Raw genomic sequence first — 14,158 nt, 5'->3', positions numbered from 1 at the left:
TTCCTCCTATTGTTTCACGCAAAGTGCCATCCATTCATCCACTTTAAAGGATTGCACCCTCCCGTCATGAATTTCGATTTGAAAGTAATCAGCTGCAGCCTGATCAGCCTGCAAAATATAATCTTCGACTGTCCTAATCTGTTCTTCACTTTCGGCTGTCCGCCTTACCCAGGACGGAAACTCAAACGTTTTCTTCCTGCTCTTCGAGTTCGTTTCAAGCAGCCTGGAAAAAGCAAATAGCTTTCTCCACTCTCCTGCCGACAAACACCGGCAATGACTGTCATCCCGCAATTTCTCAACAGTGTTTATAAAGCCAGCAAGCTCTTTTTCTTCAGGTGATACGTTATCAATCATCAGGAAATGGCCGCCTGGCTTTAATACCCTTCCAGCTTCCGCAATGAACTTTTCCGGATGGGGAAAATGATGGGGAGCGATCCGGCAGGTGACGGCATCAAAGTAATTATCCAGAAATGGCAAAGCTTCAGCATCCGCGAGGACATACCAGATATTTTTAAAGCTTTCCAGATGGCGTGCGGTATTGGCCAGCATTTCTTTTGTCAAATCAGCTGCGAAGACCTGGGAAACAAAAGGTGCCAGACTTTTGGCCACATGCCCGCCTCCTGTTGCGATATCCAGCACCACCCAATCTTTCTGCGGATTCAGAGTTTGAACGAGCCGGGTAAGTTCGGCCGCATCTCCATGAATTTTGCTTGTCACATATTTCTCTGCATTTTTACCGAATGTATTCTGTACCTTTTTCTTTACCTCTTCCTTTCCCACATAAATCACCCTCATCAAAAATAGGATCAGTACTACTATTTATGTTCTCTATAAATCCCTATATTCCTGTCAGTTTAATAGAAAAAGAGCCTGCCATTTGTTAAATGGCAGGCTTCCAATTATCTTGATGGTACAAGAATAAGCTTTCCTTTTGTTTGCCTCGACTGCATTCGCTCATGTACCTTTGCAGCATCCTCAAGAGGATGGATTTCCCCAATTGTCAGCTTCAGCTTTCCTTCAGCTGCATATGTCAATAAATCCTTCATACTCGGCTGCAGCAGTTCGGGTTTTCTCATGATCTGCGGAAGGAAAAATCCGATGACGGATTGGTTTCGTCCCATTAAGGATGAAGGATAATACCGGCTTTGCTCCCCACTAGCGACACCATAAATGACAAGGCGGCCAAAGGTGGCAAGGCATTTCAGAGTTTTATTAAAAATTTCCCCGCCTGCCATTTCGAGTGCTACATTGACACCTTTTCCGCCTGTTGCTTCCAGTACTTCATTTTCCCAGCCTTCATTTGTGTAGTTTACGAGAACATCCGCACCCATTTCACTCGCAAGCTGAAGTTTTTCATCAGTGCTGGCTGTGGCAATGACGGTCCCTGCACCGAATAATTTTGCGAGCTGAACAGCAAGTGTCCCCACCCCTCCTGCTGCTGCATGGACAAGTACGCTTTCTCCCGCTTCAAGCCTGCCCATTGTTTTCAAAATATGATAAGCGCTCAGACCTTGCAGGGGCAGGGCCGCAGCCAGCTTGAAATCCAATCCTTCCGGCAGCGGAATCAGCCCTCTTTCATCTGCTGTTACATACTCCGAGTAGCCGCCTGATTCTATTAGCGTAACCACTCTTGTGCCAACTGGAATTTTCGCATCTTCACCAGCTGCAGCGACAACACCCGCCACTTCCGCACCTGGAATGAACGGCAGAGGAGTCGGCACGACGTATTGCCCTTCTCTTCTTGCCGTATCTGCATAGTTCACCCCAATGGCATGAACCTCGATTAATACTTCACGTCCTGTAGGCTCAGGCCGTTCAAAGTCGATTAAGTTAAGGACTTCAGGTCCCCCATACTCTTTGAATTGGATGGCTTTCATTTTAAAACACTCCTTTTCTATATATCTAGCAGCAATACTCGCCTTTATCATATACAAGCTCAGCTATCCTTCTGTTTCTCGCACTTTCCTTCCCAAAGGAACTGAATCTGCCGCATTCACGGATGACTAATCCGATCAATTGATCTCTTTTGCTATCAGAAGCCAATTCTGACACTAGCTGACGCGATAGTTTTTCTGCATCCCATATCGCACCTTCGATAAACGTTCTTGTCAGAAGAATCTTCAATTCCTCTTTTTCTTCTCCAATTTCTTGGATAGCTTTATAAGTACGATAGACAGCCGATTCTGAAGCATAAAGGGCAATGGCCAGGTCGGCCAGTTTCATAAGTGCTTCCTGTTCATGAACAAGTGAACTGCCAAAAGCTTCGTAAGCGAGCCCGGAGTTTAACAGGAATAGGTTTCTCATCGTATCAATTGCCGCTCTTTCTTTCTCAAAGATGGCCTGGCCGATTGGTTCAGGTTTGCTCAACTGAACAACAGCCTCCTCCACTCTTGCAGCTAAATCGATTTCACCCTTCATTGCTTTCCGGAGAAGGTGTGTAGGTATTAAGAGTCTATTAATCTCATTTGTTCCCTCAAAAATACGGTTAATGCGGGAATCACGATACATTTGTTCCACTCCGTATTCCTTGATGAATCCTGCTCCGCCATGAAGCTGCAGTGCATCATCTGCCGTATAGTCGAGTGTTTCCGAGCCAAACACCTTGCAGATCGCACATTCTGTGGCATATTCGCTCATTCTTTTGCCGATAAGTTTTAAATCAGATGAATCATATAAGTCTCCTAATGATTCTTCCAGCAATTTGGCTGTACGATACTGCAGCGATTCAGCAGCGTAAATTCTCCCTGCCATTTTTGCGATTTTTTCCTTGGTAGCCGGAAAATCAGCGATGGATTTTCCAAATTGCTTTCTTTCCGCTGTGAATTGAAGAGCTTTCTTCAATCCGGTTTTGGATGCCCCCATGCAGGCAGAACCTAAATTGAAGCGGCCCAGATTCAGGACGTTAAGTGCAATAATATGGCCTTTGCCCACTTCTCCAAGCAGATTTTCGGCTGGCACAGGACAATCTTCAAAAATGACCGATCTTGTTGATGACCCTTTGATGCCCATCTTATTTTCTTCCGGGCCAAGGGAAAGCCCTGGTGTATCACACTCAACGATAAACGCGGTAAAATGCTTGCCATCCACTTTACCGTAAACAATAAACGTATCTGAAAATACAGCGTTAGTAATATAAATTTTGGTGCCATTTAAGATATAATGTGTTCCTTCTTCATTCAGAACAGCTGTTGTCTGGGATGAAAGGGCATCTGAACCTGCATTCGGTTCTGTCAGGCAGTAAGCCCCAATGTACTCCCCAGAAGCAAGCTTCGGCAAATATTTTTCTTTTTGCTCAGGTGTTCCGAAGTAAGTGATAGGCAGTGTTGCAATACAGGTATGGTTGGAGTGTGCCACCCCATAACCGCCTGTTGAGGCAATGTTTTCACCGACAATCCCCTTGCTGATTTTATCCAGGCCAAGACCGCCGTATTTCTCGGGGATGCTATGTGCAAGCAAGCCAAGATCTCCCGCCTTCCTCAGCAAATCTGTTACCAGCTCAAAGTCCTGGTTTTCAATCCGCTCCTTTTCAGGCTGTACCATTTTTTCAGCAAATTGTTTTGCCGTTCTGCCGATCAGGATATGCTCATCTGTAAAATCCTCTGGTGTAAAAAGTGTTTCAGGATTAAGCTTTGTGAACAAAAAACTGGCACCGCGGTTGGCTGTGTTTACTTTTTCCATTTACGGATTCACTCTCCTTTTAAAGCGGTCTGATGGATGACCGCCCTGCCATTTTTCAGAATGGGAACTATCGCTTTCATGTCAGTCTGTGAAGCGAACTCTAAGTCTTCTGCAAGGCCGTACCTGGCAAAAAGCCTGCCTACCCTGGATGATGACAGGATATCAAAAGCGCTTCCTGATGCACTCCGGTAAAAATGCAAAGCAGCTTTTGCAGAATCGGTCATATCCCATTGATCACAAGCGGTTAAGCAATCAATAAAATGCCCTGCACCGTAAAAGTCCTCCAAACTGAGTTCTCCCGAATTTCCTGAGCATACAACAATGACTGTCTCACTTTCTCCCTTTATTGACTCTGAAACAGCACGATTGTTTAATAGTGAACTGATATAGACTTTTGAGGCGCAGGCTGATTTTCTTAAAGCTACCGTTCCATTTGTTGTTGACAGGATCAGCGTCTTGCCCTTTACCATTTCACGGAGGCGGCTCGGAATGGGATAAACGAATCCATCAATCGGTTTACCGTGAGTCTCGCCTGCAAGAACAAAGGTTTCCGGCTCCAAGCCTGCAGCAGCATTCATTCCTTCCGCAACATCCAATACAGGGATGACTTCCGCAGCCCCTTCTGAAAGAGCTGAAGTAATTGTCGTGGTCGCGAGAAGAATATCCAAAACGACGGCTACTTTACTTCCTTCTCTTAATTTCTCTTCTGAAATATCCTCTTTCCTTAAAATCACATGTACTTTCTTCATCTCAGTTTTTCTCGTTTGCAGCCTGTACCGCATGTTTCAGGAGCACTTTAACGAATGTATGGAATTGTGAAAAACGGACATCGCCTGTTTGGCCATTCTTGTAGCGGTAATAGATTTGCTGGCAAATGACGGCGAGTTTGAAATAGGCAAAGGTCAAATAAAAATTCATGCTGCTGAGATCCCGGCCAGTTCTTTTAGCATATGCCTCCATAAATTCTCTGCGTGAGTAAAAGCCGTTTTGAACAGTTACTGGAGGTTTGCCTAAGCCAAACTTGAGCAGATCTGGATCATCTCCCTGAATCCAATAGCTCATCGCTGCACCAAGGTCTGCCAGCGGATCGCCAACAGTTGCCATCTCCCAGTCAAACAGACCAACCATTTCTGTCAAATTTTCATTGAACATCGCATTGTTCAGTTTGTAATCATAATGGATGATGGAAGGTTCCGGACTTATCGGGATATGATTGATCAGCCATTTTTTCAGTGTATCCGCTTCAGAAACTTCATCCGTCTTGGCCCGTTCATACCGTCCAATCCAGCCATGCACCTGTCTTTCCATAAATCCATCAGGATTGCTGATTTCAGCTAAACCTGTCCTTTTATAGTTAATGGAATGAAGTTCGGCAAGTTTATCGACCATAATTTGAGACAGCCTTCTGCAAACTCCTTCATCTGCATCCAATCCTTCAGGGAATGAGGTATCTAAAACAACTCCATGCCTCCTTTCCATAATGAAAAAAGCTGCACCGGCAATTTCTTTATTATCTGTGAAAAGGAGCGGCTTCGGGGCTGCATTTAAAAAGGGGTGGATCTCAGAAATCACCCTGAATTCCCTCTCCATGTCATGAGCTTTCGGTGCGACAGGTCCAAGCGGAGGCCTGCGGAGCACTGCTTCCCACTCTCCCATTTTCAGCTGATATGTCAGATTGGAGTGCCCTGCTGAAAACTGCAGAATCTCGAGTGGTTCATTTGGAAGATTCCCAATCTCGCTCCGCAGGAATTTTTCCAGTGCAGCGGTGTTCAATTGCTCCCCTTTTCTCACAGGAATGGTATCCTGGCTCATTTGCTGAGGCATGTGTCTCCTCCTTTTTATAAGAAAATTCCGTTTTTTAAATTTATGTTTCTATTAAATTTTGGGTAAGCCCTTCCCGGAGAAGATCAGGTATGACAGCACTTTCCTGTTTGCCGAAATTGAAATAGACAATGATGGCGCTCCCTTTGGCAATGAGATCACCTGACTGGGTACAGACAATTTCATGATCCAGCTGAAAGCTCTTGGAGCCAATCCTTGATACCCAGGTTTTAACGGTAAGGATTTGGTTAAAATACCCCTGGCTTAAAAAGTCGCACTTAGTGGAGGCCAGGATAAAGCTCCATTTCTTCACATCCATACTGTAGCCAAGCGTCTCGAAATATTTCACTCGTGCTTCTTCAAGGTAAATAAAATAACTTGTATTGTTGATATGGCCAAGTGCATCAGTTTCGCTAAACCTCACTGTTACCTGCATTTCATGCATGGCGCCACCCCTTAACTCTTAATCTTGTTTGAAGGATACTCGTACCATCCCCTGCCTGTTTTTCTGCCCAATTCACCCTTTTCCACCTTTTCAGCAACACAGGCAAACGGTTTATCGGCTGGATCTCCGGTCTCCCGATAACGCTGATCCATTACATAATAAGCGACATCCAGTCCGGACAAATCCATGAGCTCAAAAGGGCCAATTGGATGGTTCAATGCTTTCCTGCAGATAATATCGATATCTTTATAGTCTGCAATTCCCTGTTCATATAGAGCCACTGCCTCTTTTTGGAGAGCACCGAGAATGCGGTTTGCGATGAATCCGGAAATTTCCTTTTTCAGAAGGACGGCTGTCCTGTTGATTCTTTTACAGACATCCATAGCTATTTGTGCAGTTTCTTCAGACGTCTGTTCACTCATAACTACTTCCACACAATCCATTACGAGAGGCGGGAAGAAGAAATGCATATTGACGGCTTTTTCCGGCCGCTCCGTTTCACCAGCTATTAAACTATTCACGATGGTTGAACTATTGGTCGCAAAAATGGCATGTGGAGGAGCATGATGCTCCAGTTTCCTGAAGACCTCTTTTTTTACATCAAGCTTTTCGGTTACTGCTTCAATGATCAAGTCGGAGTTCCTTACACTTTCTTCAAGGCTGGCGGAAAAGCGCAGCCTATTAAATGCAGAAGCTTTAGCATCTTCAGCTAGTTTGCCCTTGGAGACCCATTTAGACATAATGGTTTGAAGCTTTGCTTCAGCATCCTGCAATGCGTTTTCGTTCAGATCCTGGATGATCGTTTCATAACCTCCCAGCGCACACAGCATTCCGATCTGGTGGCCCATCTGTCCGGCACCGATAACGGTAATTTGCTTAACATCATTTGCATTCATCTTTTGCCCTCCTTATACTGACCAGTTGGTATGTCTTAAAAATTATGTTTTAATAGATTGTTATACCTTATTTATACTGCCCGTTGATTTCCGCTGCAGTCACTTGCTTTCCGCGGGGAGGAACGGGAGCCTCCTCGGCTTCGCCTGTGGGGTCTCCCGCTCCCTCTCCTCCCGCAGGAGTCAAGTGTCTTCCGCTACAATCAACTCAGTATCTTAAAATATAGTTCCCGTCCTATGCTGTCACCTACTAAATAATAGAGACAAAGAAGAATCTTTATTTTCCCTACTTTAAAAGAATTTCGATTTACATCTCAATCCCCTTTAAGATCATTTCCGTAAATATCTCCGCCACTTCCCGGTCAGATATAGATCCATCCGAGTTGAACCACTGATAGCTCCAGTTGGTGACGCCCAGGATGCCAAAGGCAATAATCGGAGAGTTGAGATTCGCCCGGAACTCTCCTTTCTCCTTGCCTTCATCTATTAATTTTTCGATATTCAGTCTGAACTGATCTCTTTTAGGAATAATTTCCGATAAGCTTTCCTCACTGAGGTTGCGCATTTCCCTAAAAAAGACTTTCGCGCTGGCTCCCTGTGTTTTAATATTGCTGATCAGCATTTGAACAATCGCAAAGAGTTTGTCTTTGCTGGATTTTGAATCATCCCCGAGAATTTCGTGCTGAAAGGCCAGCATGTCATCAATGTAGCGAAGATGGATGTCCATCAGAAGCTCTTCTTTGCTGGAAAAATAGTAATAAAACGTCCCTTTCGTCACACCGAGGCTGTCGACTATATCCTGAATCGATGTCTCGCTGAATCCTTTCTGATCAAATAGCCGGATGCTCTTTTCAGTAATTTTTTCTTTCAATGTTAGTCCCCGCTTCTGTTAGTAAATATCGACAGAATTATAACATATAAATCAGTGGTTCCGAACCTCATCCCGCAAAGCCCGCCGAAGGATTTTCCCGACATTTGTCTTTGGGAGCTCCTGGCGGAATTCAACGGCCGATGGAATTTTATAGGCAGCCAGGTTCTGCTTGCAGTATGAAATGATATTTTCTTCGGTCGAAGTTTTGCCAGCTTTCAGGACGACGAAAGCTTTTACTGTTTCACCCCGGTAAGCATCCGGGATACCAATGACTACGGCCTCCTGAACTGCAGGATGCTCATAGAGCACTTCCTCAATATCGCGAGGATAAATATTATACCCGCTTGCAATAATCAGGTCTTTCTTACGGTCGACAATATATAAGAAACCGTCCTCATCCATTCTCGCAATATCACCGGTGTAGAGCCATCCATCACGTAATGTGACGGCCGTCTCCTCCGGCATATTCCAATATCCTTTCATGATCTGGGGTCCTTTAATGATGACTTCACCGAGTTCTCCATTCGGAACTTCTTCTGTTCCGGTGGCCAAATCGACTACCTTATAATCAGTTGAAGGAAAACCGATTCCGACGCTTCCGGGCTTTCGTTCTGAAAAAGGCGGATTGCAGTGGGTTACTGGGGAAGCTTCGGATAAGCCATAGCCTTCGAGTATTTTTGCTCCTGTCTTTCTTTCAAAATCGCGCAGCAGTTCGACAGGCATTGGCGCGCTTCCGCTATTGCACGTTTCAATGCTATCAATCCCATATCCCTCTGCGCGCGGATGATTGGTGATTGCCACATACATGGTCGGAACGCCCGGAAATACAGATGGCTGCTCATTTTTAATCGTATTAAGAACTTCCTCCAAATTAAAGCGTGGCAATAATATAGATTCATTGGCTGTATAAATGGCAAAGTTCATGCAGGCAGTCATACCAAAAACGTGGAACAGCGGAATGACGGTTAAGAATTTTTCCCCGCCTATTTTGGTTCTTTCTTTAAAAAATTCATAGGACTGAACTACATTTGCGAGAACATTGTAATGAGTCAGCATGGCCCCTTTAGATCGGCCCGTTGTACCGCCTGTATATTGAAGGACGGCTATATCCTGTTCAGGCTCAATGTTGACCGGGGTGAATTGCCCCTTGCCTTCATGTAAAAAATCTTCAAACGTTTTATCAGGAGAAAAATCTGCATCTGATTGCTGAAGGCTGACAACAATTATATTTCTTAATTTTGTTTTGCTCTGTACTCCCTTTACGCGTGGATATAAAGCATCAAAAACGACAAGGGTTTCAGCACCGGAATCATTCATGATATACTCAAGCTCGCGCTCAACCAGCATCGGGTTCACCTGAGTAACGATCGCGCCTGCTGCAAGGGTGCCATAATACGCAATCACATATTGCGGGCAATTGGGCAGCATGATGGCAACACGGCCGCCTTTTTGAACACCATTTTTCTGCAGGGATGCAGCAAATCCATAGACAGCTTTTTGAAGTTCCGCATAAAGCATTTTCCGGCCATAAAAAGATAAAGCTGTATTCTGCGGATACATCGCTGTCACTTCCTGCAGCATCTCAGGCATCGACTTGCTCGGAATGTTTACTTCGGATGCAATTGATTCAGGATAGCGGGCATGCCAGGTTTTCTTTTCACTCATTCTTAATCCCTCCAAAGTTTACCGTTTTTACATTGCATGCGTTCCGCCATCGACGATTAATACGTCTCCCGTCACATAATTTGACGCATTGGAAGCCAGGAACAAAGCGGCGCCTTTCAAATCATCATCAGAGCCAAAGCGCCTGAGAGGTGTTGCCTCCAGAATTGGGTTTTTCCCCTGCTCAATAATCGCCGCTGACATTTTTGTAGGGAAAAAACCTGGCGCAATGGCATTTACATTGATGCCATACCTGCCCCATTTTACAGCCAGATCCTTTGTCATCGTAATAACAGCGCCTTTACTTGTGTTATAGCCGATCGTATCCATCACCCGGGGGTCAGTGCCCCCAAGTCCGGCAACAGAGGCAATATTAATGATCTTTCCGGACCTTTGCTCAATCATGATCTTACCAGCAGCCTGGCTCATTAAAAACGTCCCTGTCACATTCACATTGATAACTTTTTGCCAGGCATCAAGCGGCATCTCCTCGGCAGGTGCTCCCCATGTGGCACCGCTGTTGTTGACAAGAATATCAATGCTTCCAAATTCCTTAACCGTTTCTTCGATCACTTTATGGACGTCCTCCGGTTTGCTTATGTCACAGGATAGAGCTAAAGTTTTCACTCCAAGTTTGGCGAGACGATCAGCTGTTTCCTGACATGCCTCCACCTTTCTTGAACAAAGAATGATATTTGCGCCTGCCTCGGCAAAGCCTTCCGCAATCTGGGCACCCAGCCCTCGACCTCCGCCAGTTATCAGTGCTGTTTTCCCGGTTAGGTCAAATAAATCCATCACGTTCATATGGCTCCCTGCTTTCTCCTATTGGTATTTTTTCAGCTCAAGCTTAGCAATCTGTGCCCGATGGACCTCATCTGGCCCGTCTGCCAGCCTCAGCGTCCTGGCATTTGCCCACAGGGCCGCAAGCGGAACATCCTCAGAGACTCCTGCGGCACCAAAAGACTGAATCGCACGGTCAATTACCTTAAGAGCCATGGATGGGGCCACAACTTTGATCATAGCAATCTCCGTTTTTGCCACTTTATTGCCGGCTGTATCCATCATATAGGCCGCTTTAAGCGTTAATAGTCTTGCCTGCTCAATTTCAATTCGGGAATCCGCAATCCATTCCCGGATGACTCCCTGACTGGAGAGCGGTTTTCCAAAAGCGATGCGATTTTGTACACGCTTACATAATTCATCAAGAGCGCGCTCTGCTGCTCCAATTAGCCTCATGCAATGATGGATGCGTCCCGGACCAAGCCTTCCCTGTGCAATGGCAAACCCTTTCCCTTCACCCCAAATCATATTTTCAGCAGGAACTCTGACATTGTCGTATGTAATTTCAGCATGGCCATGGGGAGCGTGATCATAGCCAAACACCGGAAGCATCCTCTCTATTTTTACTCCTGGCGTATCCAAAGGAACAAGAATCATAGATTGCTGTTCATGACGGCTGGCAGCAGGATCGGTTTTTCCCATAACGATCGCTATCCTGCATCTCGGATCTCCTGCACCTGAGGACCACCACTTCCGTCCATTTATGACATACTCTGTACCTTGCCTTTCAATCCGGGCTTCAATATTTGTGGCATCAGAAGAGGCAACATCCGGCTCTGTCATGGAAAAACATGATCGTATTTCTCCTTTTAGCAGCGGCTGCAGCCAATAACTCTTTTGCTGATCGGTGCCATACCTTGCGAGCACTTCCATGTTGCCGGTATCAGGTGCATTGCAATTGAAGATCTCCGGTGCAATCATCGAACGTCCCATGATTTCGCATAGCGGAGCATATTCCACGTTCGTGAGTCCTGCGCCATACTCGCTTTCCGGTAAAAATAAGTTCCATAACCCGGCATCCTTCGCCTTGCGTTTCAGCTCTTCCATAATGGGCGGAATAGCATTCCATCGGTTTTCCTGTTCTTTCAATTGCTGTTCATACAATGATTCGTTCGGATAAACGTTTTCATCCATAAACAAGTTTAATTTCCTTATAAGCTCCTGCACTTTTGATGAGTATGAAAAATCCACTTCCATCCCTCCTCCACTAACTGACCGGTCGGTATGTTACAAGTTTAGTATAAACAATCATGGAAAAAATTCAACTTATTTTCAGAAAATTTTTAAATTTAATAATTTCAACTCCTAACCAAAGCACTGTTTTTATTGAGACAGAATGTAGGGAATTTTTGCTAGTTAGAAACCATTCTATTTCGTTCCCCGAATTATATTAGAACTATGCACCTACATTTACTGCTTTTAAAACAATTTAACCTTTAAACTCCTCAATTTATACTATTCTAAATCTTTTGACACTTAAAACAGTCTTCATCTATTATTGATTTGAAATTAATAGAGGAGGAACTTAGCCGATGAAAAAATTAGTAAATAAACGCACTATTCCTGTACTCCTGTCTGCTGCTTTATTGGCTGCACCCGCAGTTCAGGCAGAAACTCCCTATTACGGGAAATCATACAGCCAGCCTGAACAAGTAAGACATCTCTTTCCTGACATCGAGGTAAAAGACAAGACTCCTGCCTTTTCAAGGGACGGTGATGCATTTACTTCTCAAGAAGAAATGATGTCTTACATAAACCAGCTCGAAGCTAAAAGTCCTTTCCTGACTGTTAAAACAATCGGAACATCCCAAGAAGGCCGTGAAATACCAGCCCTTTATTTCACAAAGGATAAACATATAAGATCAGGCTATTTATCAAAAAAGCCGATTGTGTGGGTTCAGAGCCAGATCCATGGCAATGAGCCTGCCAGCGGAGAATCAATCCTGGCCTTGGCCAACAGGCTTGCCGGGGAGTTAGGCAAGGAAATTTTGGACGATATCAATGTCATTGTCATACCAAGAGTCAATCCTGATGGATCCTATGCTTTTAAAAGACAGCTTGCCGACGGTCTTGACGGAAATCGCGATCATATAAAACTTGAATCTCCAGAGGTACAGGCCATTCATGCAGAATTTAATAAATATTCACCGGAAGTGGTGATCGATGCTCATGAATATTCCGTGTACAGCAGTGCTTTTAATCAAGTTGGTGAACAGGGCGCGTTGAAGTATCACGATATTCTGATCCAATCTGGCCGAAACCTCAATATCCCTGAAAAAATCCGTCAGGCATCTGACAGTTTATTCGTCGAACCTGCAATGGAAGAGCTTGAGAATAATGGCATCTCCGCAGAAATTTACTATACAGCAGGCCTTGATGACCAAGGTGAAATTGAAATAATCGAGGGCTCCACTGAACCAAGAATTGGCCGGAATTCATTCGGACTTCAGCCTGCATTCTCCTTCCTGGTAGAGAGCAGAGGCATTGGCATCGGCCGTGAAGATTTTGCGCGCCGGGTGAACGCCCAAATTGCGACCCATGAAAGCATTCTTAAGCAAACGGCCAGTCATGCAAGACAAATTAAAAATCTGGTAGCATTTGAAAGACTTAATCTTATTAAAAAAGGCCTAAAACCAAATGACAATGACCCAATAATTATTGATAGCGAAAATAAAGAGATTGAGAATGAGACTCTTGAAATGGTGGACATTGCAACAGGCACTGTTCAGGATATCCCTGTTAAATACTTAAGTGCTACCGACGCAGAACCCACATTGGTAAGAGATAGACCTACTGCCTATCTGATTAAACCAGGTCATGAGGAAATTGCGGAAAAATTAAAGGATCAAGGGTTAAAGGGCTTTAAACTTCCGAAAGATGTAAGCCTTCCAGCTGAAGCCTTTACAGTTACTTCTAAGGAAGGTGCAGGGAATTACGAAGGCAGGGATCTTGCAGAAGTTGAAACTGAGCTGACTAAGAAGAACATTAGCTTCCCGAAAGGCACTTATGTATTTCTGACAGCTCAGCCTCAAACAAATCTGCTTTCCCTCTCGCTGGAGCCTGAATCAGTAGACAGTTATACGACCTTCGGCTACGTCCCTTCTGAAGTTGGGAAGGAATTGCCGATTTACCGTTTTACCATTGATCCAAAGAAATCAAACATGAAACCATTTATGAAATAAATAAAAAGGAGGCTGGCGCATATGTCAGCCTCTCTGGGTTGTTTCAGCTTTCCTTCAAAGACAGCAGTATAGCCATTGGCTTCTTTTTTAATGGCTCTATTAAATTTAAATGTTGATTTTTAAGTAATAAATTAGGGGAACCATCATTAGTCGAGGTTCCCCTTTTTTTTCAGCTAATGCCCCCGTTTGTCCAACAAGGAAACAGAACGGCTGTCTATAAAAAGACAGCCGTACAGTCTGAAATTTCAGCGTGTTAAGATAAGAGATATTGTTTCTCTATATATGCCAGCATATCGTCTGTTTATTTAATTTTCTCCGCCAACTCTAAAATAATTCCCTCTGGACCACGAATGTAGCATAACTTATAACTTTCTTCATATTGCTGTATCTCGCTAAAGATTTCCGTGCCCTTCTTTTTCAATTTTGCAACAATAGCTTCGATATCTTCAACAGCAAAGCAAATATGCCGGATACCCAGCGTATTTGCAAAAGGTTGCTGAATATCTCTTTTATCTGACGGCGTATAAAATTTGACTAACTCTATCCATGCCTGACCATCCGGCATCCCTAATCCAACACATGCCGTTTTAACATCATTAAGCCCAACTATTCTGTCCAACTGTTCTCCATCCAATTCCCATTCCGCTTGTACTTCAAGTCCTAAATCAAGAAAAAACGCTTTAGCCTCTGAAAGATCATTTACGTTTATACTCACATGATCAATTCTATTGATCTTCATATCTAATACCTCCTCCGAGATCATGTG

At 44.3% G+C, this 14,158-nt stretch carries 13 protein-coding genes; 1 reads left to right on the top strand and 12 read right to left on the bottom strand.

The genetic code is table 11. The annotated features are described in order from the left end of the window. Positions 1 to 6: 6 nt before the first annotated feature. The 11 genes from JI665_RS11530 to JI665_RS11480 form a co-directional block, all read right to left on the bottom strand. Positions 7 to 780 carry a class I SAM-dependent methyltransferase gene (locus JI665_RS11530; RefSeq protein WP_206839505.1) on the bottom strand — a complete coding sequence of 258 codons (774 nt, stop codon included), beginning with the start codon at positions 778 to 780 and terminating at the stop codon, positions 7 to 9. Between the two features lie 119 nt (positions 781 to 899). Next, complete coding sequence (locus tag JI665_RS11525; protein ID WP_206839504.1) at positions 900 to 1,877, bottom strand: quinone oxidoreductase family protein; 978 nt, start codon at positions 1,875 to 1,877, stop codon at positions 900 to 902. A gap of 25 nt (positions 1,878 to 1,902) precedes the next feature. After that, complete coding sequence (locus JI665_RS11520; RefSeq protein ID WP_206839503.1) at positions 1,903 to 3,678, bottom strand: acyl-CoA dehydrogenase family protein; 1,776 nt, start codon at positions 3,676 to 3,678, stop codon at positions 1,903 to 1,905. 8 nt (positions 3,679 to 3,686) lie between these two features. Next, positions 3,687 to 4,427 (bottom strand): 2-phosphosulfolactate phosphatase, encoded by a 741-nt coding sequence (locus tag JI665_RS11515; RefSeq protein WP_206839502.1) that lies wholly within the window; start codon positions 4,425 to 4,427, stop codon positions 3,687 to 3,689. A 1-nt stretch (position 4,428) separates the two neighbouring features. Further along, complete coding sequence (locus JI665_RS11510) at positions 4,429 to 5,502, bottom strand: phosphotransferase family protein (protein WP_206839501.1); 1,074 nt, start codon at positions 5,500 to 5,502, stop codon at positions 4,429 to 4,431. 40 nt (positions 5,503 to 5,542) lie between these two features. Then, positions 5,543 to 5,944 (bottom strand): acyl-CoA thioesterase, encoded by a 402-nt coding sequence (locus tag JI665_RS11505; protein ID WP_206839500.1) that lies wholly within the window; start codon positions 5,942 to 5,944, stop codon positions 5,543 to 5,545. Positions 5,945 to 5,955: 11 nt separating this feature from the next. Then, positions 5,956 to 6,840: a 3-hydroxyacyl-CoA dehydrogenase family protein gene (locus JI665_RS11500; RefSeq protein WP_206839499.1), complete on the bottom strand. Its 885-nt coding sequence runs from the start codon at positions 6,838 to 6,840 to the stop codon at positions 5,956 to 5,958. A 304-nt stretch (positions 6,841 to 7,144) separates the two neighbouring features. Next, on the bottom strand, positions 7,145 to 7,708 hold the full coding sequence (locus tag JI665_RS11495; RefSeq protein WP_206839498.1) for a TetR/AcrR family transcriptional regulator: 564 nt from the start codon (positions 7,706 to 7,708) through the stop codon (positions 7,145 to 7,147). A 51-nt stretch (positions 7,709 to 7,759) separates the two neighbouring features. Next, positions 7,760 to 9,373, bottom strand: coding sequence for a long-chain-fatty-acid--CoA ligase (locus tag JI665_RS11490; protein WP_206839497.1), 1,614 nt, complete (start codon positions 9,371 to 9,373; stop codon positions 7,760 to 7,762). A gap of 27 nt (positions 9,374 to 9,400) precedes the next feature. After that, positions 9,401 to 10,174 carry an SDR family oxidoreductase gene (locus tag JI665_RS11485; RefSeq protein WP_206839496.1) on the bottom strand — a complete coding sequence of 258 codons (774 nt, stop codon included), beginning with the start codon at positions 10,172 to 10,174 and terminating at the stop codon, positions 9,401 to 9,403. Between the two features lie 18 nt (positions 10,175 to 10,192). Next, positions 10,193 to 11,401: an acyl-CoA dehydrogenase gene (locus tag JI665_RS11480; protein ID WP_206839495.1), complete on the bottom strand. Its 1,209-nt coding sequence runs from the start codon at positions 11,399 to 11,401 to the stop codon at positions 10,193 to 10,195. Between the two features lie 341 nt (positions 11,402 to 11,742). Here JI665_RS11480 and JI665_RS11475 point away from each other — a divergent pair, with 341 nt between their 5' ends. Further along, a complete protein-coding gene (locus JI665_RS11475) occupies positions 11,743 to 13,392 on the top strand; it encodes a M14 family metallopeptidase (protein WP_206839494.1) in 1,650 nt (549 codons plus the stop codon). A gap of 301 nt (positions 13,393 to 13,693) precedes the next feature. Here the strand turns inward: JI665_RS11475 and JI665_RS11470 are convergent, their stop codons facing one another. Further along, positions 13,694 to 14,131 carry a VOC family protein gene (locus tag JI665_RS11470; RefSeq protein ID WP_206839493.1) on the bottom strand — a complete coding sequence of 146 codons (438 nt, stop codon included), beginning with the start codon at positions 14,129 to 14,131 and terminating at the stop codon, positions 13,694 to 13,696. Positions 14,132 to 14,158 lie beyond the last annotated feature (27 nt).

The organism is Bacillus sp. NTK034, assembly GCF_017303275.1.
Classification (GTDB): domain Bacteria; phylum Bacillota; class Bacilli; order Bacillales; family Cytobacillaceae; genus Cytobacillus.
The sequence above is the reverse complement of the archived record's forward strand: the minus strand, read 5'-3'. Positions and strand labels throughout refer to the sequence as shown.